The organism is Ruegeria sp. CF4 (genome assembly GCF_056537345.1).
On record NZ_JBQFRJ010000010.1, the window covers coordinates 26,336 to 48,858 of the forward strand.

Annotated in this window: 22 protein-coding genes; 14 read left to right on the forward strand and 8 right to left on the reverse strand. The window is 59.5% G+C overall.

All coding sequences use genetic code 11. The features are described 5' to 3' along the window. The first annotated feature begins 9 nt into the window (after window positions 1-9). From ACR0NF_RS17230 to smpB, 5 genes are all read left to right on the forward strand, one after another. Complete coding sequence (locus ACR0NF_RS17230) at window positions 10-756, forward strand: SDR family oxidoreductase (protein WP_480471532.1); 747 nt, start codon at window positions 10-12, stop codon at window positions 754-756. An 82-nt stretch (window positions 757-838) separates the two neighbouring features. Continuing rightward, on the forward strand, window positions 839-1,852 hold the full coding sequence (locus tag ACR0NF_RS17235) for a P1 family peptidase (RefSeq protein ID WP_480471533.1): 1,014 nt from the start codon (window positions 839-841) through the stop codon (window positions 1,850-1,852). Window positions 1,853-1,965: 113 nt separating this feature from the next. Next, window positions 1,966-2,379, forward strand: a complete 414-nt coding sequence (locus ACR0NF_RS17240; RefSeq protein WP_480471534.1) for a c-type cytochrome — start codon at window positions 1,966-1,968, stop codon at window positions 2,377-2,379. Window positions 2,380-2,524: 145 nt separating this feature from the next. Next, window positions 2,525-3,067, forward strand: a complete 543-nt coding sequence (gene idi / locus ACR0NF_RS17245; protein WP_480471535.1) for an isopentenyl-diphosphate Delta-isomerase — start codon at window positions 2,525-2,527, stop codon at window positions 3,065-3,067. Between the two features lie 44 nt (window positions 3,068-3,111). Beyond that, window positions 3,112-3,588, forward strand: coding sequence for an SsrA-binding protein SmpB (smpB, locus tag ACR0NF_RS17250; RefSeq protein ID WP_480471536.1), 477 nt, complete (start codon window positions 3,112-3,114; stop codon window positions 3,586-3,588). Here the strand turns inward: smpB and glpK are convergent. The 3 genes from glpK to panB all read right to left on the reverse strand — a co-directional run bounded on the left by glpK (window position 3,585) and on the right by panB (window position 6,820). Next, window positions 3,585-5,063 carry a glycerol kinase GlpK gene (gene glpK / locus ACR0NF_RS17255; protein ID WP_480471537.1) on the reverse strand — a complete coding sequence of 493 codons (1,479 nt, stop codon included), beginning with the start codon at window positions 5,061-5,063 and terminating at the stop codon, window positions 3,585-3,587. The two genes, smpB and glpK, sit on opposite strands and share 4 nt — an antisense overlap. 69 nt (window positions 5,064-5,132) lie before the next feature. After that, window positions 5,133-5,984, reverse strand: a complete 852-nt coding sequence (panC, locus tag ACR0NF_RS17260) for a pantoate--beta-alanine ligase (RefSeq protein WP_480778672.1) — start codon at window positions 5,982-5,984, stop codon at window positions 5,133-5,135. Then, entirely contained in the window at window positions 5,981-6,820 is an 840-nt protein-coding gene (gene panB, locus ACR0NF_RS17265) for a 3-methyl-2-oxobutanoate hydroxymethyltransferase (RefSeq protein ID WP_480471539.1), read from the reverse strand. Before panB ends, panC begins: the two co-directional genes overlap by 4 nt. A 176-nt stretch (window positions 6,821-6,996) precedes the next feature. Between panB and ACR0NF_RS17270 the strand changes: the two genes are divergently transcribed. From ACR0NF_RS17270 to ACR0NF_RS17295, 6 genes are read left to right on the forward strand one after another with little or no spacing between them, the layout of a single operon-like run. Beyond that, window positions 6,997-8,478, forward strand: coding sequence for an ABC transporter substrate-binding protein (locus tag ACR0NF_RS17270; protein ID WP_480660001.1), 1,482 nt, complete (start codon window positions 6,997-6,999; stop codon window positions 8,476-8,478). Window positions 8,479-8,504: 26 nt separating this feature from the next. Further along, window positions 8,505-9,524: a hypothetical protein gene (locus ACR0NF_RS17275; protein WP_480471540.1), complete on the forward strand. Its 1,020-nt coding sequence runs from the start codon at window positions 8,505-8,507 to the stop codon at window positions 9,522-9,524. 40 nt (window positions 9,525-9,564) lie between these two features. Then, window positions 9,565-10,512, forward strand: coding sequence for an ABC transporter permease (locus ACR0NF_RS17280; protein WP_480471541.1), 948 nt, complete (start codon window positions 9,565-9,567; stop codon window positions 10,510-10,512). Continuing rightward, window positions 10,509-11,324, forward strand: coding sequence for an ABC transporter permease (locus tag ACR0NF_RS17285; RefSeq protein ID WP_480471542.1), 816 nt, complete (start codon window positions 10,509-10,511; stop codon window positions 11,322-11,324). Before ACR0NF_RS17280 ends, ACR0NF_RS17285 begins: the two co-directional genes overlap by 4 nt. After that, a complete protein-coding gene (locus ACR0NF_RS17290) occupies window positions 11,321-12,919 on the forward strand; it encodes an ABC transporter ATP-binding protein (protein ID WP_480778673.1) in 1,599 nt (532 codons plus the stop codon). The genes ACR0NF_RS17285 and ACR0NF_RS17290 overlap by 4 nt, the downstream gene beginning before the upstream one ends. Before the next feature lie 32 nt (window positions 12,920-12,951). Then, window positions 12,952-14,403: an aldehyde dehydrogenase family protein gene (locus ACR0NF_RS17295; RefSeq protein ID WP_480471544.1), complete on the forward strand. Its 1,452-nt coding sequence runs from the start codon at window positions 12,952-12,954 to the stop codon at window positions 14,401-14,403. Here the strand turns inward: ACR0NF_RS17295 and pncB are convergent. After that, complete coding sequence (gene pncB / locus ACR0NF_RS17300; protein WP_480471545.1) at window positions 14,400-15,692, reverse strand: nicotinate phosphoribosyltransferase; 1,293 nt, start codon at window positions 15,690-15,692, stop codon at window positions 14,400-14,402. The two genes, ACR0NF_RS17295 and pncB, sit on opposite strands and share 4 nt — an antisense overlap. 165 nt (window positions 15,693-15,857) lie before the next feature. On the opposite strand from pncB, the gene ACR0NF_RS17305 reads away from it, so the two are divergent. Next, a complete protein-coding gene (locus tag ACR0NF_RS17305; RefSeq protein WP_480471546.1) occupies window positions 15,858-16,388 on the forward strand; it encodes a hypothetical protein in 531 nt (176 codons plus the stop codon). On the opposite strand, the gene pncA is transcribed toward ACR0NF_RS17305, so the two are convergent. After that, window positions 16,385-16,978, reverse strand: a complete 594-nt coding sequence (pncA, locus tag ACR0NF_RS17310; protein WP_480471547.1) for a bifunctional nicotinamidase/pyrazinamidase — start codon at window positions 16,976-16,978, stop codon at window positions 16,385-16,387. The genes ACR0NF_RS17305 and pncA overlap by 4 nt on opposite strands. 96 nt (window positions 16,979-17,074) lie before the next feature. Between pncA and trhO the strand changes: the two genes are divergently transcribed. Continuing rightward, window positions 17,075-17,980, forward strand: a complete 906-nt coding sequence (gene trhO / locus ACR0NF_RS17315; RefSeq protein ID WP_480471548.1) for an oxygen-dependent tRNA uridine(34) hydroxylase TrhO — start codon at window positions 17,075-17,077, stop codon at window positions 17,978-17,980. 64 nt (window positions 17,981-18,044) lie between these two features. Further along, window positions 18,045-18,545, forward strand: a complete 501-nt coding sequence (locus tag ACR0NF_RS17320) for a potassium channel family protein (RefSeq protein WP_480471549.1) — start codon at window positions 18,045-18,047, stop codon at window positions 18,543-18,545. Between the two features lie 7 nt (window positions 18,546-18,552). Here the strand turns inward: ACR0NF_RS17320 and ACR0NF_RS17325 are convergent, their stop codons facing one another. The 3 genes from ACR0NF_RS17325 to motA form a co-directional block, all read right to left on the reverse strand. Further along, window positions 18,553-18,882 carry a hypothetical protein gene (locus ACR0NF_RS17325; RefSeq protein ID WP_480471550.1) on the reverse strand — a complete coding sequence of 110 codons (330 nt, stop codon included), beginning with the start codon at window positions 18,880-18,882 and terminating at the stop codon, window positions 18,553-18,555. Window positions 18,883-19,497: 615 nt separating this feature from the next. Beyond that, window positions 19,498-21,633: a hypothetical protein gene (locus ACR0NF_RS17330; RefSeq protein ID WP_480471552.1), complete on the reverse strand. Its 2,136-nt coding sequence runs from the start codon at window positions 21,631-21,633 to the stop codon at window positions 19,498-19,500. Then, window positions 21,633-22,502, reverse strand: a complete 870-nt coding sequence (gene motA / locus ACR0NF_RS17335) for a flagellar motor stator protein MotA (RefSeq protein WP_480659953.1) — start codon at window positions 22,500-22,502, stop codon at window positions 21,633-21,635. Before motA ends, ACR0NF_RS17330 begins: the two co-directional genes overlap by 1 nt. Window positions 22,503-22,523: the final 21 nt, after the last annotated feature.

Consider the following 22,523-nt stretch of genomic DNA (forward strand, 5'->3'; position numbering starts at 1 on the left):
AGCAAGATCATGAGGTTAGAGGGAAAAACCGCAATCGTCACCGGCGGCGCATCCGGCTTTGGTGCCGGTATCGTGCAGAAATTCCTGACCGAAGGGGCGCGGGTCATGATCGCCGATATCAATGGCGACGCGGCCGAGGTTCAGGCAAAGCAGCACGGGCCGGGTGCCATCGCGCAGCAGGTGGATGTGGCCGAGGCGAAGTCGGTGCAAGCGATGGCGGATGCGGTCGCTGCCTCCTTTGGGCATCTCGACATTCTGGTCAACAACGCAGGCGTGACTCATCTGCCCACCCCACTTGAAGAGGTCGAAGAAGCCGACTTTGACCGCATCTTCAATGTGAATATGAAATCGGTTTACCTGACCGCTCGCGCCTTTGTCCCGCAGATGAAAGCGCGGGGCACCGGTGCGATCCTGAACGTGGCCTCAACGGCTGGCTTATCGCCGCGTCCCAACCTGAACTGGTACAACGCCTCCAAAGGTTGGATGATCACCGCAACCAAAACCATGGCGGTGGAATTGGCCCCCTCCGGCGTCCGCGTCAATGCCATCTGCCCGGTTGCCGGAGAAACCCCTCTGCTGAAATCCTTCATGGGCGAAGACACGCCCGAAATCCGCGCCAAGTTCCTGTCGACGATTCCGCTGGGCCGCTTCTCGACCCCAGAAGACATGGCCAACGCCGCCTGCTTTCTCTGTTCGGACGAAGCCAGCATGATCACCGGAGCGGCCCTCGAAGTGGACGGAGGACGATGTATCTGATCTATTCTTCATCTGGCCAAAAATATCTCCGCCGGAGGCGGCGCGCGCCAGCGTGCTTCCCAGCACAACATCCGAGATCCAAATGACCCCCGGACCCAGCAACCTGATCACCGATATCCCTGGCCTGAAGGTCGGCAACGCGCAGGATGAGGCGCTGAAATCGGGTACAACCGTGCTGACGGCGGAGCATCCTTTCGTCGCTTCGGTGCATGTCATGGGGGGCGCGCCCGGCACGCGCGAAACGGACCTCTTGGCACCCGACAAATCGGTTCAACATGTGGACGCGATCGCGTTGTCCGGAGGTTCGGCCTTCGGGCTCGATGCCTGTTCGGGCGTATCTGACGCCCTCCATGCCGAAAAGCGCGGATTTCAGGTGGGTCCGGCTGTCGTGCCGATTGTGCCCGGGGCGATTCTGTTCGACCTGCTGAATGGCGGAGACAAGGACTGGACCGAAAACCCCTATCGCGCGCTTGGCAAAGCCGCTTATCTGGCCGCCTCACCGAAATTTGAATTGGGGTCAGTCGGGGCTGGAACCGGCGCATTGGCGGCGATGCACAAGGGCGGGCTGGGTTCGGCATCGCTGATGCTTGAGGGGGGCGTAACCGTTGGCGCATTGGTCGCGGCAAACCCTCTCGGCAGTGTGACAACGTCGGGTGACCGTCATTTCTGGGCTGCTCCGTTCGAAATCGATGCCGAGTTCGGCGGCCTCGGGCCAGATCCGGCCTCGGGTCTCGGGCGCAGCCATGTCAGCCGTAAGGCACAGGCGATGCATCCGGCCCCACCGGACGACGCAAATACCACGATAGCCATTGTCGCAACGGATGCGGCCCTGACCAAGCCGCAATGTCAACGGCTGGCGGTTGCGGCCCATGATGGCATCTCACGCGCGATTGTCCCCGCCCATACGCCAGGGGACGGAGATCTGGTATTTGGCCTCAGCACGGGCACTCACGCCGTCGCGCCCGAGGCCATGGCGTTGATTGGTCACGCGGCTTCGATATGCCTTGCGCGAGCGATTGCGCGTGCAATCTATCTGGCCACACCCCGCCCAGGCGATCTGTTGCCCTGTTGGTCACAATTACATGACTTCGGTTAAGGACGACCGGTAACGCCTTGTGACAGGGTGCCCTCGCGCGGCAATCTGCGCGTTGACTCTCTGCTGTGCCAGCGGTCCATTCGGTGCAGCCAATTTGTATCGGAGCAAAAGCTATGAATCGTATCCTTGCCACCGCAATTGCCGGCCTGCTGGCCCTTCCCGTTTATGCGGAAGGCGACGCCGAAGCTGGTAAGAAGACCTTTAACAAATGCAAGTCTTGCCATCAGATCGCTGACCCTGCAGGTGAAGTGATCGTCAAGGGCGGCAAGACCGGCCCGAACCTCTACGGGATCGCGGGCCGTACCGCGGGGACCGTCGAAGGGTTCAAATACGGTGACAGCATCGTTGCCGCTGGTGAAAACGGGCTGGTTTGGGATGAAGAGACTTTTGTCTCCTACGCCCAGGATCCCAAAGCGTTTCTGAAGGACTATCTGGGCGAAACCTCGGCCAAATCGAAGATGACCTTCAAGCTGAAGAAGGGCGCCGAAGATGTTTACGCCTATATCGTGAGCGTATCCGGCGAATAATCCGCCTTTCACAACCCATGAGACGTACAAAAGGCCGCAGCCCCTGCGGCCTTTCGTGCGATTGAACAAATGCCTGTTCAGCGCCACCTTGAACGGATGCCGGTGATGTGTTTCGCGCCGGTGTTGCGACAACAGGAGACGACAGATGGGTATCATGATCCCGGCCTGGGTTGAGGGTGAACTGACTCCCGTCGACAAGCTTGAAGCGCATGAAAAAGGCCTCAAGCACAAGGCTGTGTCAGTCTTTGCCGTCCGTGGAACCGAGATTTTGCTGCAGCGCCGGGCGCTGGAAAAATACCATACGCCGGGTCTGTGGGCGAACACGTGCTGCACCCATCCGGACTGGAACGAAACAGCTTCGGCGTGTGCCGTGCGTCGCCTGCAGGAAGAGCTGGGCATCACCGGGCTTTATCCCGAATACCGGCACCGGCTTGAATATCACGCGGATGTGGGCAACGGGCTGGTCGAGAACGAGGTGGTCGATGTCTTTCTGGCCCATGTGCGCGGACCGTTGAAGATCGAGCCTAATCCCAGCGAAGTAATGGATCTGCGCTGGATCGACTATCACGATCTTCTGGCCGAAGTGCAGCGCCACCCGACCCGCTTTACGCCATGGCTGAAGATTTACCTGCACAATCATGCAGACACGATCTTTGGACCCGATCTAATAATCTCGGCCACTTCGTAAGCCTGCCTTGCAAGGCGCGCGCAAGCGGCATACATCAACGCGTCATGGCCAAGCAGAAGACAGACCCGAATTACAAAGTCATCGCCGAGAACCGGCGTGCCCGCTTCGATTACGCGATCGAGGACGATATCGAGTGCGGTATTGTGCTGGAAGGGTCCGAGGTCAAATCCCTGCGCGCAGGCGGGTCGAACATCGCCGAGAGCTACGCCTCGGTCGATGATGGGGAACTCTGGCTGATCAACAGCTATATCGCACCCTATGAGCAGGCGAAGGTCTTCAAGCATGAAGAGCGTCGCCGCCGCAAGCTGCTGGTGTCACGCAAGGAACTGTCGAACCTGTGGAACGCGACTCAGCGCAAGGGCATGACACTGGTGCCGCTGGTTCTGTATTTCAATCACAAGGGCCGGGCGAAGCTGAAGATCGGTATCGCCAAGGGTAAGAAGCTGCACGACAAGCGCGAAACGCAGGCCAAGCGGGATTGGTCACGTCAGAAGCAGCGCCTGATGAAAGACCACAGCTAGAACGCCATGGTCGCCTGAACGGCCCGCTGCCAGCGTGCATAGGCCGCATCGCGATCCGCTTCGGACATTTTCGGTTCAAACCGGCGGTCCAGATCCCATGTGGTGGCAAACCCGGCCTGATCCGGGTAAACGCCAGCCTTCATCCCGGCCAGCCACGCGGCCCCCAAAGCGGTGGTTTCCTGCATCACCGGGCGATCCACCGGTGCGCCGAGGATGTTTGACAGGCCCTGCATGGTCCAGTCTGAGGCGCTCATGCCGCCGTCGACGCGCAGGATGACATCGGCCTCGCTGCCCCAGTCGCCCTGCATGGCGTGCCACAGGTCGCGGGTCTGGAAAGCGATGCTCTCCAGCGTCGCGCGGGCAAATTCCGCGCGACCCGAGTTGCGGGTCAGGCCAAACATGGCACCGCGGCAATCGGGCTTCCAATAAGGCGCGCCGAGCCCGGTGAAGGCCGGCACAAGCACCACGTGCTGGTTCGGGTCGGCCTGCGCGGCCAGATCGCCGCTTTGGGGTGCTGCCTCCAGAATCTGAAGCGCGTCGCGAAGCCATTGCACAGCAGCCCCTGCAATAAAGATCGAACCTTCGAGCGCATAGGTTTTCTGCCCGTCCAACTGATAGGCGATCGTTGTCAGCAGGCGGTTTTGGGACATCACTGGCTGCGTACCGGTATTGAGCAGCGCGAAACAGCCTGTGCCGTAGGTAGATTTCATCATTCCCGGCTCAAAACAGGCTTGCCCGATGGTGGCAGCCTGCTGGTCGCCTGCGACGCCCAAGATGGGAATGTCACCGCCAAACATCGTGGTCGAGCCGAAGTCCGACGCGCAATCCTGTACGTTGGGCAGCATAGTCGCAGGAACGCCCAGCATATCGCAGATTTCGCCGCTCCATTCGCCTTTGTGGATATCAAACAGCAGGGTGCGCGCGGCGTTTGTGGCGTCTGTGGCGTGGACGCTGCCCCCGGTCAAACGCCAGATCAGGAACGTGTCGATAGTGCCGAACAAAAGCTCTCCGGCCTCGGCCCGATCGCGCGCACCCGGGACGGTGTCCAGTATCCATTTGACCTTGGTGCCCGAGAAATACGGATCCAGCAGCAGGCCGGTTTGAGCGGTCACGTCATCCTCGCAGCCCGCTTGTTTGAAGCGTGCACATATCTCGGCGGTGCGGCGGTCCTGCCAGACGATCGCGTTGTGAATGGGTTTGCCGGTTGCACGGTCCCAGACCACAGTGGTTTCGCGCTGATTGGTGATGCCGATCCCGGCGATCTGATCGGCCGAGATGCCGGTGGTCTCCATCACCTCGCGGCAAACATTCAGGGCGCTGGTCCAGATATCTTCGGGGTCATGTTCCACCCAGCCTTCCTGCGGAAAGTGCTGTGGGAATTCCTGCTGCGCTGTGCCCACGCGCTGCATTTGCGCGTCGAACAGAATGGCTCGTGATGATGTCGTGCCCTGATCGATTGCCAGAATATAGGTCATGCCTGCGCCCCTCCCGCTTTGGTTTTGCGGGACTTTAGCGCAAACAACGGGAAAACTGCCAGAGTGGAATTACGCCTTTGAGACCGGCAGATTGTCGATCAGCCGCACCCCATCTGCCCAAGCCGCCGCGAACAGACGGGCGGGACGGTCGGCGTGCGTCAATGGTTCCAGCGTGTCAGCGCAGCGCAACTGCACATATTCCACATCCGTAAACCCCGCCGACAGCAGATCCGTTTGCGCCTGTGCGGCAAGCGTATCGAAAGGGACGCCCTTTCCCAAAGCCTCGGCCAGTGCGTGCATGATGCGATGTTTTTCGGCCGCAACCCGCAGCCCTTCAGCCGACAGTCTTTGATTGCGCGATGACATGGCCAGACCTGATGCCTCACGCACTGTCGGGCAGCCGACCACCTCGATGGGGATATCCAGATCGCGGGCCATGCGCCGTACGACCATCAGCTGTTGATAGTCTTTTTCACCGAAATAGGCTCGATCGGCCTGTGTCTGCAGGAACAGTTTGGCGACAACCGTGGCCACGCCGTCAAAGTGGCCGGGGCGGAATTCGCCTTCCATCACATCGGTCAGCCCCGCGACCGAAACGGTGGTGGCAAAGCCCTTCGGATAGATCTCATCCGGATCGGGAACGTAGATCGCATCAACCTGAAACGGGGACAGCTTTTCGGCGTCTTCATGTTCAGTGCGCGGATAGTTCGCCAGATCTTCGGGATTGTTGAACTGCTTGGGATTCACGAAGATCGTAACGATGACCCGATCCGTGCCCGCCTTTGCCGCCTCGACCAGCGACTGGTGACCCTGATGCAACGCACCCATCGTCGGGACAACACCGATGGTCTCTCCATCATTGCGCCACATCGTGGTCAGCGCGCGCAGATCCGCAAGCTTGCGAAGAATGGGCGCGGTCATGATTTATTGCCTTTTGCAGGGGCTTGGTCTGCAAAGACGTGTTCGTCTGCAGGGAAACTGCGTGCGCGGACCTCGGCGGCATATTCGGCGATGGCAGCTTCGGCCTGCGGGCCAAGATCGGCATAGCGTTTGACGAATTTCGGTTTGAAGGCAGTGAAAAAGCCGAGCATGTCGTCAACCACAAGAATCTGTCCGTCGCACCCGGCCGAGGCGCCGATACCGATGGTCGGGATCGGGATTTCGCGGGTGATCCGGTCTGCCAGACCTTGTGGAACCTTCTCTAACACGACCGAAAACGCACCTGCCTCGGCTACCGCTTGGGCATCGGCCAGCACCGCCTCAGCCTGTTCATCGCGGCCCTGCACCTTGTAGCCACCCAAGGTGTTGATCGATTGCGGCGTCAGGCCGATATGGGCCATCACCGGGACACCGCGCTTGACCAGAAAGCGGATGGTCTCGGCCATTTCCACGCCGCCTTCCAGCTTCACCGCCCCGGCACCGGTTTCCGACATCAGCCTGGCGGCGTTGCGAAACGCCTGTGCAGGCTCGTGCTCGTAACTGGCAAAGGGCATGTCGATGACCATCATCGCCCTGTCCAGCCCGCGTGCAACGGCCTGACCATGCAAGATCATCATCTCCATCGTCACGCCAAGGGTCGAAGTCAGCCCGTGCAACACCATGCCGACGCTGTCGCCCACCAGAACAAAATCGCAATGGGCATCCATCAGACGCGCCATAGGTGTCGTGTAGGCGGTCAGCGAAACCAGAGGATCGGTGCCTTTCCGGGCGCGGATATCCTCGGCATTCGGGGCTGTCTTGCGGGCGGTGGCGCTCATGCTCGCTCCTCGCAGGGTTTATGTTGCAGCGCGGCATAGCAGATCGGACCGGGACCATGAAACCCCGGTTGCGCGAACATTTCCTTGATTGACCTGAGGTTTAAAGGGAAATTGGTCTCAGAACGATCCGCAATCGGCGGACCAACCTGACACAGTGGGGAGTGAATTTCATGGGAATGCAATCGGTTCGGACCTTGGCCTCGGCCCTTGCGCTGGGCGCGTCTTTGCTGGCGTCGCAGGCGTTGGCGAAATCGGACATCACCATCGCGATGCAGCTGGAACCGCCGCATCTGGACCCGACCAGTGCTGCCGCGCAGGCGATTGATTCGGTGGTTTACACCAATATTTTTGAAGGCCTGACCCGGTTCATGGGTGACGGATCCGTCGTGCCGGGGCTGGCTGAAAGCTGGGAGATTTCCGAGGACGGTACCGTTTATACCTTCAAGCTGCATGACGGTGTAACCTTCCATGACGGCACCACGATGGATGCCGAGGACGTCAAGTTCAGTCTGGACCGAGCCCGCGCCGATGACAGTGCCAATGCGCAGAAGGCGCTGTTTGCAGGGATCGAGAATGTCGAGGTTGTCGATCCGTTGACCGTAAAGATCACTCTGTCCGAACCCAATGGCAATTTCCTATTCAACCTTGCCTGGGGTGATGCGGTGATAGTGGCCTCAGAAAGCATCGAAGACATCAAGACAAACCCGGTCGGGACAGGGGCCTTCACCTTTGGCGACTGGGTGCAGGGCGATAGTATCACACTGAATCGCAACCCCAACTATTGGGGCGATCAGCCCGCATTAGAGACGGCTACGTTCAAGTTCATCTCTGATCCGACCGCCGCCTTTGCCGCCATGATGGCCGAGGATGTGGACGTGTTCGACAATTTCCCGGCACCCGAAAACCTGCCTCAGTTCGAGGCTGATCCGCGCTTTCAGGTGCTTGTCGGCTCGACCGAAGGGGAAACGATCCTGTCCACCAACAACAAGCAGGCACCGTTTGACGATATCCTCGTCCGGCAGGCTCTGGCCCACGCGATCGACCGGCAGGCCATCATCGATGGCGCGATGTTCGGCTATGGTACGCCCATCGGCACCCATTTCGCACCGCATAACCCTGCTTATGTCGATCTGACCGGCAATTCAGCCTATGACCCGGAAAAGGCCAAGGCACTTCTGGCCGAGGCCGGATACCCAGATGGGTTCGAAACCACGCTGCACCTGCCGCCGCCCTCCTATGCCCGCCGTGGGGGTGAGATCATCGCCGCGCAACTGGCTGAAGTTGGCATCACCGCCGAAATCATCAATGTCGAATGGGCGCAATGGCTGGAATCCGTGTTTAAAGGCAAGGAATTCGGCCTCACCATCGTCAGCCATACAGAGCCGATGGATATCGGCATCTACGCCCGGCCTGACTATTACTTCCAGTATGAGAGCACCGATTTTCAGGCTCTGATGGATACGCTGAACGCGACCACTGATCCGGACGAGCGGACCCGTCTGCTGGGCGAAGCGCAGCGGTTGATCTCAAGCGATTATGTCAATGGCTACCTGTTCCAACTGGCCAAGCTGGGCATCGCCAAAGCGGGTGTGCAGGGACTGTGGGAGAACGCCCCAACCGCTGCCATCGACCTGACCGCGATCAGTTGGGACGAATGACCGCCCCAGAGGTAGGAGGCCCATAGATGGTCAATTCCCTCTTCGCCACGCTTGCGATTGCGATGCTGGCGATCACTGTGCCCACAGCGCGCGCCGATACATCACTGGAGCGCGCCGTGGCGTTGTGGCTCGACGGTGACGATGCGCAGGCGTTGCCCATGCTGGCCGAACTGGCGGTGGACGGCGATGCTGATGCGCGTCTGCTGCTTGGTCGGATCGAGACCGCGGATCTTGGGCCTTCGCCTTTCCGGCAGTCGTTGGAGCCCGCGCAATCGCGCGCATTGTTCCGCCAGAAGGATTGGAACGCATTCGGCCGCTCTTGGCTGACGGCAGAGGCTGAGGGCGGCAATCCGCTGGCTCAGGCCCTGTTGGCGGCCAAGCGCCCAAACCCCGACCTGGACCTGATCGACCGGCTGAACGCGCTGGGAGAGCATCAGGCCACCGACTATCCCACGCGCATCGTTGCTCTTTATGGAGACCCCGAGATGCGAGCCGGACTGCTGGCGAATCCGCGTCTAATGCAGGATCTCAAGCCCTACCTGACCTATCTGTCGATAGAACCTGAGCCGCGCGGCGATGGTCTGGCCGCGCTGCGTCATATTCAGCCCGACCCGGTTGATGCGGGTTCCGATCCGGCTCTGGGCATGGCGGGTCTGCTGGCGCTGGGGCTGGGATACGGCGATCTGTCGCCCAAGAATCCGTGGCGTCCGGCGGTTGAAAACTGGTTGATGACGTCCGAAGCGACACGCCCCATCGCGCAGCTCTGCTCTGAACGTTGTGGTGATGACGCTCCGGCCTGTGCCTTTGCCTTTCTGGCCCTGTTCGGAGGGTATTTTGAAGTCATCCGCATCGACAGCCCGCTGGAATCGGTCATCCCGCAAGATCAGTTTCTGGACAGCCCGCGCGCGCGCCTGATGGCCTTGCGCCGCGTGGCACTTGCCCGGACTGAAACCAATCTCGAATGGTTGGCCGACAGTGCGCCTGCCAATCAGCTTTCAGCTTGCGCCATCGACTTGATCCGGATGGAGCGGCAGACCTACAACTAGCTGTTGCGCCCGCGCGGTTCAGACACTTAACCTGTTACCAATGCTTCGTTATGCCCTCAAACGCCTGCTTTCCCTGATCCTGAGTCTGGCCGTGGCCTCGGTCGTCATCTTCTCTGTGATCGAGATTGCGCCGGGTGATCCGGCGTCATTCATGCTGGGCGTCAATGCGCAAGAGGATACGCTGGCCGCGCTGCGGGCTGAACTGGGCCTCGACGTGTCAAAGGTCGAGCGGTATTTCAACTGGGTCGGCGGCATGCTGGTTGGGGATTTCGGCACCTCCTACACCTATCGCACGCCGGTGTCGCAGATGATCGGGGATCGTCTTTGGGTGTCGTTGCCGCTTGCGCTTTACGCACTGACGCTTTCGACCCTGATCGCCTTTCCGGCCGGGATCTATGCCGCCGCGCGGCGCGGCAAGCCGGGTGATGTGGCCGTGATGGGGGCGACCCAGTTGGGCATCGCCGTGCCAAATTTCTGGTTCGCAATGATGCTGGTGCTGGTCTTTGCCATCAATCTGCGCTGGTTCAATGCCGGAGGGTTCGCCGGATGGCAGGACGGGGTCTGGACCGGCCTGCATTCCCTGACCCTGCCTGCCATTGCCTTGGCCCTGCCGCAGGCGGCGATCCTTGCACGCGTCATGCGCTCGGCGCTTCTGGATATTCTGGGCGAGGATTTCATGCGCACCGCCCGCGCCAAGGGCCTGTCACGCCGCCAGGCGCTGTGGCGGCACGGGGTGCGCAATGCTCTGATCCCGGTTCTGACCATCATCGGGCTGCAGTTTTCCTTCCTGCTGGCGGGCTCGATCATCATCGAGCAGGTGTTCTATCTGCCCGGTCTCGGGCGGCTGGTGTTTCAGGCGATCTCAGCCCGCGATCTGATTGTGGTGGAATCCGTGGTCATGCTGCTGGTCTTTGCTGTGATCACCGTGAATTTCCTTGTCGACCTCGCCTATGCCGCCGTGGATCCAAGGCTGAGGAGCAGGACATGAGCCGCAATCTGATCCTTGGCGCGGCGCTGTCGTCGCTGGTGGTATTGGCGGCGCTGATATCGTTTGTCTGGACGCCTTACGACTACGCGGCGTTGAATATCCCCGACAAGCTGCAAACGCCAAGCACCCGGCATTGGTTCGGCACGGATCATTTCGGGCGCGATATGTTCTCGATGATCATGGTCGGCGCGCGCACCTCGATCGCCGTGGCCTTGGTGGCGGTCGGAATCGGTATGGCGCTGGGAGTGCCTTTGGGTCTGACGGCTGCGGCACGCAAGGGCTCGTGGCTGGATGAGGTCATAATGCGCGGCAACGACTTGGTCTTTGCCTTCCCCTCACTGGTCATCGCCATTCTGATCACCGCCGTCTTCGGGGCCGGCGCGATCAATGCGATCATCGCCATCGGTATCTTCAACATACCCGTTTTTGCCCGCATCACCCGAGGCGCGGCGTTGTCACTGTGGGAACGGGAATTCATCCTCGCCGCCCGCGTGTCGGGCAAAGGGGCCGCGCGGATATCGGTTGAGCATATCCTGCCCAACGTGGCGAACTTGCTGATCGTGCAGGGCACGATCCAATTCAGCCTTGGCATTCTGGCCGAGGCCGGGTTGTCCTATGTGGGTCTGGGCGCGCAACCCCCCACGCCCAGCTGGGGGCGCATGCTGGCCGATGCTCAGACGATGGTCAGTTTTGCCCCGCATTTGGCTCTGATTCCGGGTCTTGCGATCATCGTAACTGTGCTGGGTCTGAACCTGCTGGGCGACGGGCTGCGCGACTGGCTGGACCCAAGAATCAGGGTGGCCCGGGCATGAGTTTGCTGCGTATCCATAACCTCTCGGTGTCGATCCACGGACTGCAGATTCTGAAAGATGTCAGCCTGTCCATAGATCCCGGCCAGATTGTGGCTGTCACGGGTGAGAGCGGCTCGGGCAAGTCCATGACCGCGATGGCGGTGATGCAATTGCTGCCGAACGGGGCCGAGGCTGAGGGTAAGCTGGAACTGGAGGGGCAGGATCTCTTGAACCGACCCGAGTCCGAGATGTGTGCCCTGCGCGGCGCTGCAATCGGCATGGTGTTTCAGGAGCCGATGACAGCACTCAATCCGGTGAAAACCATCGGGGATCAGGTGATGGAGACGATCTTGATTCACAAGGCCATGCCCCCGGCCCAGGCCCGAACCCGTGCAGAAAAGGTCCTGGCCCGCGTGGGCCTGCCCTCCGAGCGTTTCCCGCTTAGCCGCTATCCGCATGAGCTGTCAGGCGGGCAACGCCAGCGTGTGGTCATCGCGATGGCCATCGCGATGCGCCCTAGGCTGCTGATCGCGGATGAACCGACCACCGCGCTGGACGTGACCACGCAGGCCCGGATCCTTGACCTGCTGAAAGGCTTGGTGCGCGAGTTTGATATGGGTCTGCTGATGATCACCCATGATCTGGCCGTGGTGGCCGACATGGCGGACCAGATTACCGTCATGCGCCACGGAGAAGTGGTGGAAAGCGGTACGACCCAACACCTGCTGCACAACATGCAGCACCCCTATACCCGCATGTTGTTCGAGGCGTCGGGCCATCAGATCAATCTGCCTGAACCCGCAAGCCCTCAGCCGCTGCTTGAGGTGGCTCAGGTCGTTCGGGACTATCGGTTGCCACGCAAAGGTCTGTTCGAAACGCCCCGCCATCACCGCGCGGTGGATAGTGTCAGCTTTACTCTTAACCGAGGGGAGCGGTTAGGGCTTGTTGGGGAGTCCGGATGCGGAAAATCGACCCTAACACGGGCGATCTTAGGCCTTGAGGAGGTGCAGTCCGGTCATATCCACTTGGATGGGCAGCCTGTCTTCGCGGGCCACAAACCCAACCTTGCCGTGCGTCGAAAGATGCAGGTGGTGTTCCAGGACCCTTATGGCAGTTTCAATCCAAGGCACCGTGTCGCACGTCTGATCACCGAGCCGTTTCACCTGCTAGACACGCAACCTACTGGGACCGAACGTCAGGATCGCATTGCCGAAATGCTGACCGCCGTGGGACTCAGCCCCGATGACTCCAGTAAATACATTCACGAATTCTCAGGCGGTCAGCGACAACGCATCGCCATTGCACGGGCACTGATCATCCGGCCTGAGCTGATCCTGTTTGACGAGGCGGTCTCGGCCCTTGATGTCTCAGTACGCGCGCAGATCCTTGATTTGTTGGCCGAGCTCTGTGCCGCATATGATCTGACCTATCTGTTTATCAGCCATGACCTGAGCGTCGTGCGCACCATCACGGACCGCGTTCTGGTGATGCAATCCGGCAGGATTGTCGAGCAGGGCGAAACGGAACAGGTCTTCTCGGATCCTCAGCACGCCTACACCAAAACGCTGATCGCCGCCGCACCCCAATTGCCCGATATCGGATTGGGAGTCGCGTAAATGCCCTTGTTAGAGACTAAATGGAGGTCAAAATGAGTCAACAGCCATGGTTCGACCCCACGCTATGCTTGATCGGGGGGCAATGGGTCCCGGCGGTTTCGGGTGAAACCCTGCCCCTGATCAATCCCTCGGATTGCAGCGAGATTTGTCGGATCGCGCGCGGCGCGGCCCCTGACGTCGATGCTGCGGTCACCGCAGCCCGATCCGCGATGCAGGGCGATTGGGGTCGTATGACTGCGCTGGAGCGCGGTCGCATCCTGACGCGCCTCGGCCAATTGGTGCTGGATCGGGTCGAGGATCTGGCGGCGTTGGAGGCCATGGATGTCGGCAAACCTCTCACTCAGGCCCGCGCCGACGCGGTGGCACTTGCACGCTATTGCGAATTCTATGGTGGGGCGGCGGACAAGGTGATGGGGGAGACGATCCCCTATCTGGATGGCTACACCGTCTATACCCTGCGTGAACCGCATGGAGTCACAGGCCATATTGTGCCGTGGAATTACCCGATGCAGATCATTGGCCGCTCGGTCGGAGCGGCGCTTGCGATGGGCAATGCCTGCGTGCTGAAACCCGCGGAAGAAGCCTGCCTGACTGCACTCGCCTTCGCGCATCTGGCCGTTGAGGCCGGATTGACCGCAGGTGCTTTGAACGTCGTGCCGGGATTGGGGGCCGAGGCTGGTGCGGCATTGTCCGGGCATCCAGGGGTAAACCATATCTCCTTCACCGGGTCGGTCGCTACGGGCGCATTGGTGCAGCAGGCAGCCGGATGCAACGTGGTGCCGGTGACGCTGGAACTGGGTGGAAAATCCCCGCAACTGGTCTTTGATGACGCTGATCTGGATGCGGCCCTGCCGTTTCTGGTGAACGCGGGTATTCAGAATGCAGGCCAAACCTGTTCGGCCTCGTCCCGCATTCTGGTGCAGCGTGGTGTCTATGAGCAGGTCAAATCCCGCATGGCTGAGGCGTATGGGCAGCTGACTGTTGGCCCCGCGATGCAGGACTTACGTGTCGGACCCTTGATCTCGGATCGGCAGAAACAGATTGTCAGCGGCTTTCTTGATAAGGGGGTGGATCTGACCATCGCCGGTCAGGGACAGATCGTTGATGGCGCACCCGAGGCCGGAGCCTATGTCCAACCCACGCTCTTCGCCGATGTGCCTCCGGACCATGTGCTTGCTCGGGATGAGATCTTTGGCCCGGTGCAGGTTCTGATCCCGTTTGACACCGAAGAACAGGCTCTAACCATAGCCAATTCTACCGAATACGGTCTTGTCGCAAGTATCTGGACAAGGGACGGCGCGCGCCAGATGCGGCTGGCCAGGGGGCTGCAGTCGGGGCAGGTCTTCATCAACAACTACGGTGCCGGAGGCGGAGTTGAGCTTCCGTTCGGCGGCGTCGGCAAATCCGGGCATGGCCGCGAAAAAGGTTTCGAGGCGCTCTATGGTTTTTCACAACTGAAAACAGTCGCCGCCTATCACGGCTAAACGATGACTTCGATCGCCTCTTGGGCACCGACGCCAAACACACGTTTGTAACGTTCGATCTGATCCGCCGGCCCCATGGCCTTTTCCGGGTTGTCCGACAGTTTCACGGTCGGGCGCCCATTGGCCGATACCGCTTTGCACACCAGCGAGAATGGGGCCAACGCGTCATCCGCCACCAATCCACGGAAATCGTTGGTCAACAGTGTGCCCCAGCCGAAAGAAACATTGGTGCGATCGGCGAACTGCGCGTGTAGCTCACGGATTTTGTCCACGTCCAGGCCGTCCGAGAAGATGATCCGTTTCTTTGTTGGGTCCTCACCGCGTGATTTCCACCAGTTGATGGCGATATTGGCCGCCGTCGCGGGATCCCCGCTGTCGATGCGAATGCCGGTCCAGCCCGCCAGCCAGTCGGGTGCGCGATCCAGAAAGCCCTGTGTGCCGTAGGTGTCGGGCAGGATGATGCGCAGATTGCCATCATGCTCTTCATGCCAATCGCTGAGAACATCATAGGGGGCCTGCGCCAGCTCATCATCAGTGTCGGCCAGCGCGGAATAGACCATGGGCAGCTCATGCGCATTGGTGCCTATGGCCTCGACCTCGCGCCGCATGGCGATCAGGCAGTTCGAGGTGCCGGTAAAGGCCGGACCCAACCCTTCGATCATCGCCTGCACGCACCAGTCCTGCCACAGGAACGAGTGCCGCCGACGCGTTCCGAAGTCGGCGATGCCCAGCCCATCGATTTGACGCAGCTGCTGGATTTTCTCCCACACGCGTGTCATGGCGCGGGCATAAAGGACCTGTAGCTCGAACCGGCGCATGCCATTCAGAACCGCGCGCGAGCGCAGTTCCATGAGCACGGCGAGCGCCGGGATTTCCCACAGCATAACCTCGTGCCACTTGCCTTCGAAGGTCAGCTCATACTGATCGCCTATACGCTCCAGGTGATAGGGTGGCAGGCGCAGATTCTCGAACCATTCCATGAAATCCGGGCGAAACATCTGCCGTTTGCCATAGAATGTATTGCCCCGCAGCCAAGTGCTTTCCCCCCGGCTGAGCCGGAGCGAGCGGATGTGATCCAGCTGCTCGCGCAGCTCGCCTTCATCGATCAAACGGGCCAGAGGAACGTGATTCGATCGGTTGATCAGCGAAAAAACCACGTCTGTTTGGGGCTTATTGCGAAACACTGACTGACACATCAGCAGTTTGTAGAAGTCTGTATCGATCAATGACCGCACAATTGGGTCGATCTTCCATTTATGATTGTAGACCCGCGTCGCGATGTCGACCATGGGGACCTCCTGCGATTTCCGTTGTTAGATCAATCGGAGCGCCGAATGGCAAGAGTCGCCGGATTGGTAACAATGCCCATGACAAAACACATTGCGGGCATATTATGAGTATCCTTCACGCTTTAGTGAGGGGGTGGGGATGGAATAGAAGGTTGAGTTTAGTGAATGGGTCTCGAGTACGATTTTGACATAGTGGCGATTGGACCGGACGAAGTTGATCCGGAACACGGTCACACATCGGTAACAGGGCGGCCTCCGGTACGAGCGCGGTTTCGGGATGTGAAGACTGCGGACGCCTTGCGAGCCGCATCGCCGAAGATACGTAGGATTTTTCTGGAATCCGGGTTCAGTCTGGACACGCGGGATGGGGAAACCGCGCGCGGGTATTATGCACCCGAGGACATTATGGATCGCCAGCGGATTCTGAAACGGCTCTTCGCGAATATTCGCAATATGGGGGTGCAGGGTGAATACAGTGGTGAGTTTGATTTCCACCAGTTTCTGCATCACGTCAGATCTGCGAAGCCGGGTACAGCACCACCCGAGGAGCAACCGCGGCCATTGCAGCCGCCACGCCCCGCGCCAGAGCCGCCCGCGCGCCGTACGGTTCCAGGGCGCATCGGATTTGCGTTGGGCTTGGCCGTGATCCTGTTTGTGATCCTGAAATATCTGGCTGAGCGTGGGGCAACACCCTAGACGAGTTTGACACCCGCAGCGCGCATGGCCTCTTCTGCGGCACCAAGTGACCCGCCCATGTCGATGGCGCGGCAAAGATCGGTGCGGACCGTGACGTCAAAGCCAAGACGCGCGGCATCCACGGCCGAGAAGTGCACGCAGAAATCCGTGGCCAGCCCGACCAGCGTCAGTTGGCTGATCCCGCGTGTTTCAAGGTAGCCCTTCAAACCGGTCGGAGTGGTTTGGTCATTTTCGAAGAAAGCCGAATAGCTGTCGATGGCACTACGAAAGCCCTTGCGGATGATCAGATCGCCATCGGTGCGCAAATCGGGATGAAATGCCGCGCCTTCGCTACCCTGAACACAGTGATCAGGCCACAGAACCTGCGGACCATAAGGCATCTCGGTCATTTCAAAAGGCGCTTTGCCCGTATGTGCGCTGGCGAATGAAGAATGGCTTGCCGGATGCCAGTCCTGCGTCAGGATCACCGCGTCGAAATCGTCCATCAGCACGTTGATCGGAGCGACGATCTGGTCCCCCTCGGGCACGGCCAACGCACCGCCTGGGCAGAAATCATTCTGGACGTCGATGACGAGCAGGGCGTGGGACATGGGGGCCTCCTTTAGCTGCCCTATCGGTATGGTTTGGGGAGGGGGTCGTCAATGCGCTCTCTTGCGTGTTTTTGCCGGGGGCATTAGATCGCGGCCATGTATACGATCGCTGCCCTCTATCACTTTACCCGTTTCACGGACCCCGAAGCGTTGCGTCCCGCGCTGCTGGAACTCTGCCGTGCGCAATCCGTCAAAGGTACTTTGCTGCTGGCGCAGGAAGGGATCAATGGAACCATCGCAGGCCCCCGTACCGGGATAGACGCCGTGTTGGCGCATATCCGCGCTTTGCCGGGTTGCAGCGATCTGGACTGGAAGGAGGCAACTTCAGACCATCCGCCGTTTGGCAAGATGAAGGTGCGTCTGAAGAAAGAGATCGTGACGATGGGCCAGCCCAACGTCGATCCACGTGCCAGCGTCGGGAACTATGTTGAACCTGAGGACTGGAACGAGCTGATCCGTTCGGACGATGTCGTGGTGATTGACACGCGAAATGACTACGAGGTGGCGATTGGCACATTTGAGGGTGCAATAGACCCTAATACTGCCAGTTTCCGCGATTTCCCGGCGTGGTGGGAAGAGAACAAGAATCGGTTCCACAACAAGCGCGTTGCGATGTTCTGTACCGGAGGCATCCGGTGTGAGAAATCCACCAATTACCTGCTGGGTCAGGGCGTCGAGGATGTCTACCACCTGAAAGGTGGCATCCTGCGTTATCTGGAAGAAATGCCGCCCGAGGACAGCACCTGGCAGGGGGAGTGTTTCGTCTTTGACAACCGCGTGTCGGTTGGCCACGGGTTGGTCGAGGGGCCGCACAAGCTGTGCCATGGTTGCCGCCGTCCGATCCTGCCCGAAGACGTGAAGCGCCCGGAATACGAACATGGCGTCTCGTGTCATCAATGCATCAATGAGACCTCGGACGCCGACAAAATGCGGTTCCGAGAGCGCCAGAAACAGATTCAACTGGCCCGCGCGCGCGGTGCGGAGCATCTGGGCTCAGACTGAATAACGCTTGCAGGCCGCGCCGGAATTCGGATGATCACGCACAGGCCAGCCTGACGGAGCGCAAATGATCCACGAACCCCGAACTCTGGAAGAATGGAAATCCACCCTGCTGGCCGCACTCGGGCTTGTTCTGGCCAGTTTTCTTGCCTGGTTCGGTTTGTCGCGTCTGAGTGAGGCAACCGCCGGCGACACGATCGGTACGGTGGCATCCGTCGGTCTGCTGATCTGGATCGCCTCGCAGTCGTGGTACTACATGACTCAGGTGAAATCTCCGCGTCGGCTTCTGTTCCTGATGGGGGTGTCCTTCATTCAGGTCGTCCCGTTCCTGTTCGCTGCCGTGTACGGCGCGTTTGGATATAACGACAATTGCGTCATCGGCGCGGAAGGACCGGCGGATATTCTGTATTTCTCCTACGTCACCTTCACCACGGTCGGCTACGGGGATATGTCCCCAACCGGCCTCTGCCGTGGGTTGGCTGTGGCCGAAGCGGTGACAGGATACATCCTGTTGGGGCTCTTCGTCGCCGCAGCAGTCGCGCTTTATGCGCGCAATCATGGCAAGTGATGCGACCCTATTTGTTCTGATCGATCCAGCGCGACATCATCTGTTTGTCGCGAAAGCACTCTGACGGGATCGGACGGCGCTTGCTGCGCGAGATCCGTTCGGCAAAGGCGACCTGTTTGCCGGTGGGATAGTTGGCAAAAGGTGATGGATCATGCGGCTTATGTGCCGAGATCCAGTTCGACAGCGATCGCCGATCCCGTTGCGCTTCAACCGGGATCTCCAGGGCGGATTGCTCAGCAATCGCACGGGCATAGCGCATTTGCCGGTCAGTGACAGGCAACATGTGATAATCGTTGCTGGGCGCGTCGTACCAGCTTTGACGGGCAGCGTTGGTCATAGCTCGAATACCTCCGTTCCGCGTCAGACATCTCTGCAGAACAAATATAGAACATTTTAGGAACTTTTTCAAGATTTCTGCTGATTCAAGCGATTTTCACCGCTTTCCAAACCAACCTGTCCCGTCGTGTTTCGACCAATTCGGCACGTTTTTCCGTGCTTCAACAGTAATCAAAGAATCAGCGCGTCTCATTTCAATACACAGATGCTCACGACATCGCGCGTATCGCGTGCAGAGGCGGCGATCCGCCGATTCAGCGCTTGATCTTGCCGCTCCAAGGGTTGTTACCGGCGCTTCTTATCGAGGCTGGAATGGCAAACGAGGGGTCGATTGTAGATGATGAACCAGTATCGGAACTGGTGATGGATAACTGGCCGCGGATTGAGAACACGCCTTGCATCTTTAGATGGCCAAGGCGCGGACATTCGTCCTGAAGAAATTTATACCATCCCAAAAATTGCGTGGCGCGATCCTTTGGCGCCTTTCGCCAAGGTGCGCCATGTCGTGTTCGAACCTGATATCGGCCAAGGCAGGATCAATGCCCTCTGACTGATCATGCGGCTTCAAGACCATTCAGCTAGGCAACCCCTTCAGATCCGGTCTAGGTGCCTGCACCTATTCGTCACCGGTTTGGCGCTGTACCTGAACACGTTCGAGCAGTTCTGCGATCCGCCCCCTCGCGGTTGCGCTGTCCTTCAGCAAACCCGCAGCATCGGCCAGCGGTTTGTCCGGCTGCCGGTCCACCGTTTGTGTCAATCGCGCGCTGATCTGTCGGATTTCTCCGAAGGCCGAGGGTGTTTCCGCACCAATATCTGGGTCCCCGGTCAACCAGGCGTACCGGTCCGCTGCGTCTCCGTCACCAATTGCGCGGAGCAACCGCGCAGCTTCTGCGTAATCGTCAGTTTGTGAGATTGCCCGCGCGCGCAACTGTTCCGCCTCATCTGACTCATCCCCGGCAATTTCCAGCAAAGCTTGACGCGGCTTGTTCTGCAGCAACGCGGCGCGCGCTCTGAGCTGCGCCCGATCAAATCGCCGCTTCCGATCCTGAGGTCGGGCGGCCAGTGCATAGGCGGGGGCGGCGAAGCGCAGATCGGCCAACCGCGTTGCAAGCGAAACAGCGGTGTCTACCGAGATTGCGCTTCGCGTCTGATCTGGCATTCCGACCGTGTGTCGTAGAAAGGTGATGTCGTCCGCTCGTTCCGCCAAAAGCTGCAGCACCTGATCTTGTGCGCGCTGCCACTCTGATGTGTCAGGCGCGGCTCTGATTTGATTCAGCGCGGCATCGAATTCCTGCGACAAAGCCAATGCCAGAACGTGAGCTCGGGCCATCATCGGACCCAGATCGGACCTCCGCAATTGCCGCGCATAACTTGCCGCAAGATCAAGATCGGCCGGAGAGACTGCGCCCCGATCCGCCCACCGCTTTTCAACCAGGCGCGCCAATGCCAGCGGCGCCTCGGCGGTTGCGGCGGCGGACGACACGACATCGGACAGCAGCTTTTCGGCGACGATATTCTCCCCTGCAGCAGCGGCTGTCTCAGCTTTGGCCAAGTCCACATCTGCCGAAGCTTCGTTCAGAACACGCGCGACCGATCGCAATACCCGACGCGAGGCTTCCAGCTCGCCTGCATTGACCAGTATTTCAGATAGTTTCGCCCCCAGATGTCGGCGCAGATGACGAGGCAGGCGGCCAAAATATTGCTCAATCGCATCCAGGTTGGCATCCGGATCAAGCGTACGCTCTGTCATCACGGCCCAAAACGCTGGCCCCCCAACGCATTGCTGCTGCCCCGCAAAAGGATTTGGCAATGGTACCGAAAGATCGTCCATCACAAAGGCAATTGCCGAAAGCTGTTCTTGCTGGGTCGAATTGTCGGGCAACAGATTCAGAGCCTGCAAAGCCTCGGCACCAAATCCATGATAGGTATAAAGACGCGCCAGTTTCAACGCATGTGTTTCGTCCACCCGGTCGAATTCCTGAAATAGCCCGACCCGAAGCCCGGCCACCTGCACGGCAAAGGGCGTTTCATTTGACCAATTGTCGAATCCCAGTTCGCTGTCGGTGATACATTCCGTACGGGGTTCAAGCTGTGGCACTTCCAATGCCTCCAGCCCCTCAATCTCATCCAGAACCGAACGTAGTTTCAGATTTGATGACAATGCGCGGTCCATGCGCAAAGGCCCGTAGGCGGTAGACGATCTGCGCCCGACATCCGCCAGATTGAGGTCCACAACCTCGCGGTCGGCCCCTTGAATGATGCGTGATATCAACTGGTCCTCAAAACGTCCCCGGTCCAATTGCAGGAGAGGCAGCGCAAGCTCGGTTGCGGGGATTTCGGCAGGCGGTGTGACCCGCTCTCTCGCTGACAATGGCAGGTCGGGTAGCGTTGCGGTTGCGTTTGACCCCGGAGAAATGTCGATCACCACCATGGAATCGCGGTGTAGAAACGCATTCGCAACGCATTCGCAGCCGAACTCCAGATCAAGGGGGCCACCTGCTTTGGCTTGGCTCAGCGATTGCAACCTGCTGGCAGACAGACGGTCAAAAACAGCACGGGTGTCGAAAGTCACGCCATCGATCCCGACAGTCAGCCGCGCCCCATTCGTGTGCTGAGTCAGGTTCCAGCCGGTTCCGGCAGGCACCTGAACGACGATGCGCGTATATCCATCATGTTCGCCTGAGCGTACACGCAAGGCCTGCGCTGTCGCGTCCGATCCCCAGACAAGCAACATCAGGAGCAAAACGCGCATCATGCGGCGGCCTGCTTAAGCTCTTTCAGCGCGTCCTCAAGCTCGGAAAAGCCGGGACGATTATGGGTCGGTGTGTTCTGGCGCCCAACCTCGATACACATCGCGGCATTGTGGTTGTGCAGATTGGCAACCAACACCTCCTTGATCAGCTGGTAGAAGTGATTGTCTTCCTCGACCACCGCCTTGAGTTTGCCAGCGAATGGCCCGACCAGACCGTAAGCGAGAAAGACCCCCAGAAATGTGCCAACAAGAGCACCGCCGATCAGTTTCCCCAACACTTCGGGTGGTTGATCAATCGACCCCATCGTCTTGATCACCCCCAGAACCGCCGCCACGATGCCCAGCGCAGGAAGGCCATCCGCAACCGTCTGCAGCGCATGGCTGGAATGCATGGCGTGGTGGAAATTGGCTTCCATCCGCTTTTCGAGCACCTCTTCAACCTGGTGCGGATCGTCATAGTTCATCGAGGCGGAACGCATGGTGTCGCAGATCAGGTCCACGGCTTCCTTGTCTGCCTGAATCTTGGGATAGGCCGAGAACAGAGACGAATTTTCAGGCTCTTCGATATGCTGCTCAACCTCGACCGGGTTGGCGCGCGCGATCCGGATCAGGGAAAACAGCAGACAAAGCAGGTCGCGATAGTCTTCGGGTTTCCACTTCGGGCCTTTGAAGACCTTGGCCATGTCCTTGGCCGTATGTTTGACACCGCCCATGTCATTGCTGATCAGAAATGCACCGATTGCGGCACCGCCGATCATCATCATCTCAAACGGAAGGGATTTCAGAATGATGGTCATTTTGCCACCTGCGGCCAGGTATCCGCCGAATACCATGACAAAGATGACGACAATTCCGATGAGTCCGATCATGTGTGGCCTCCGAAGTTAAGG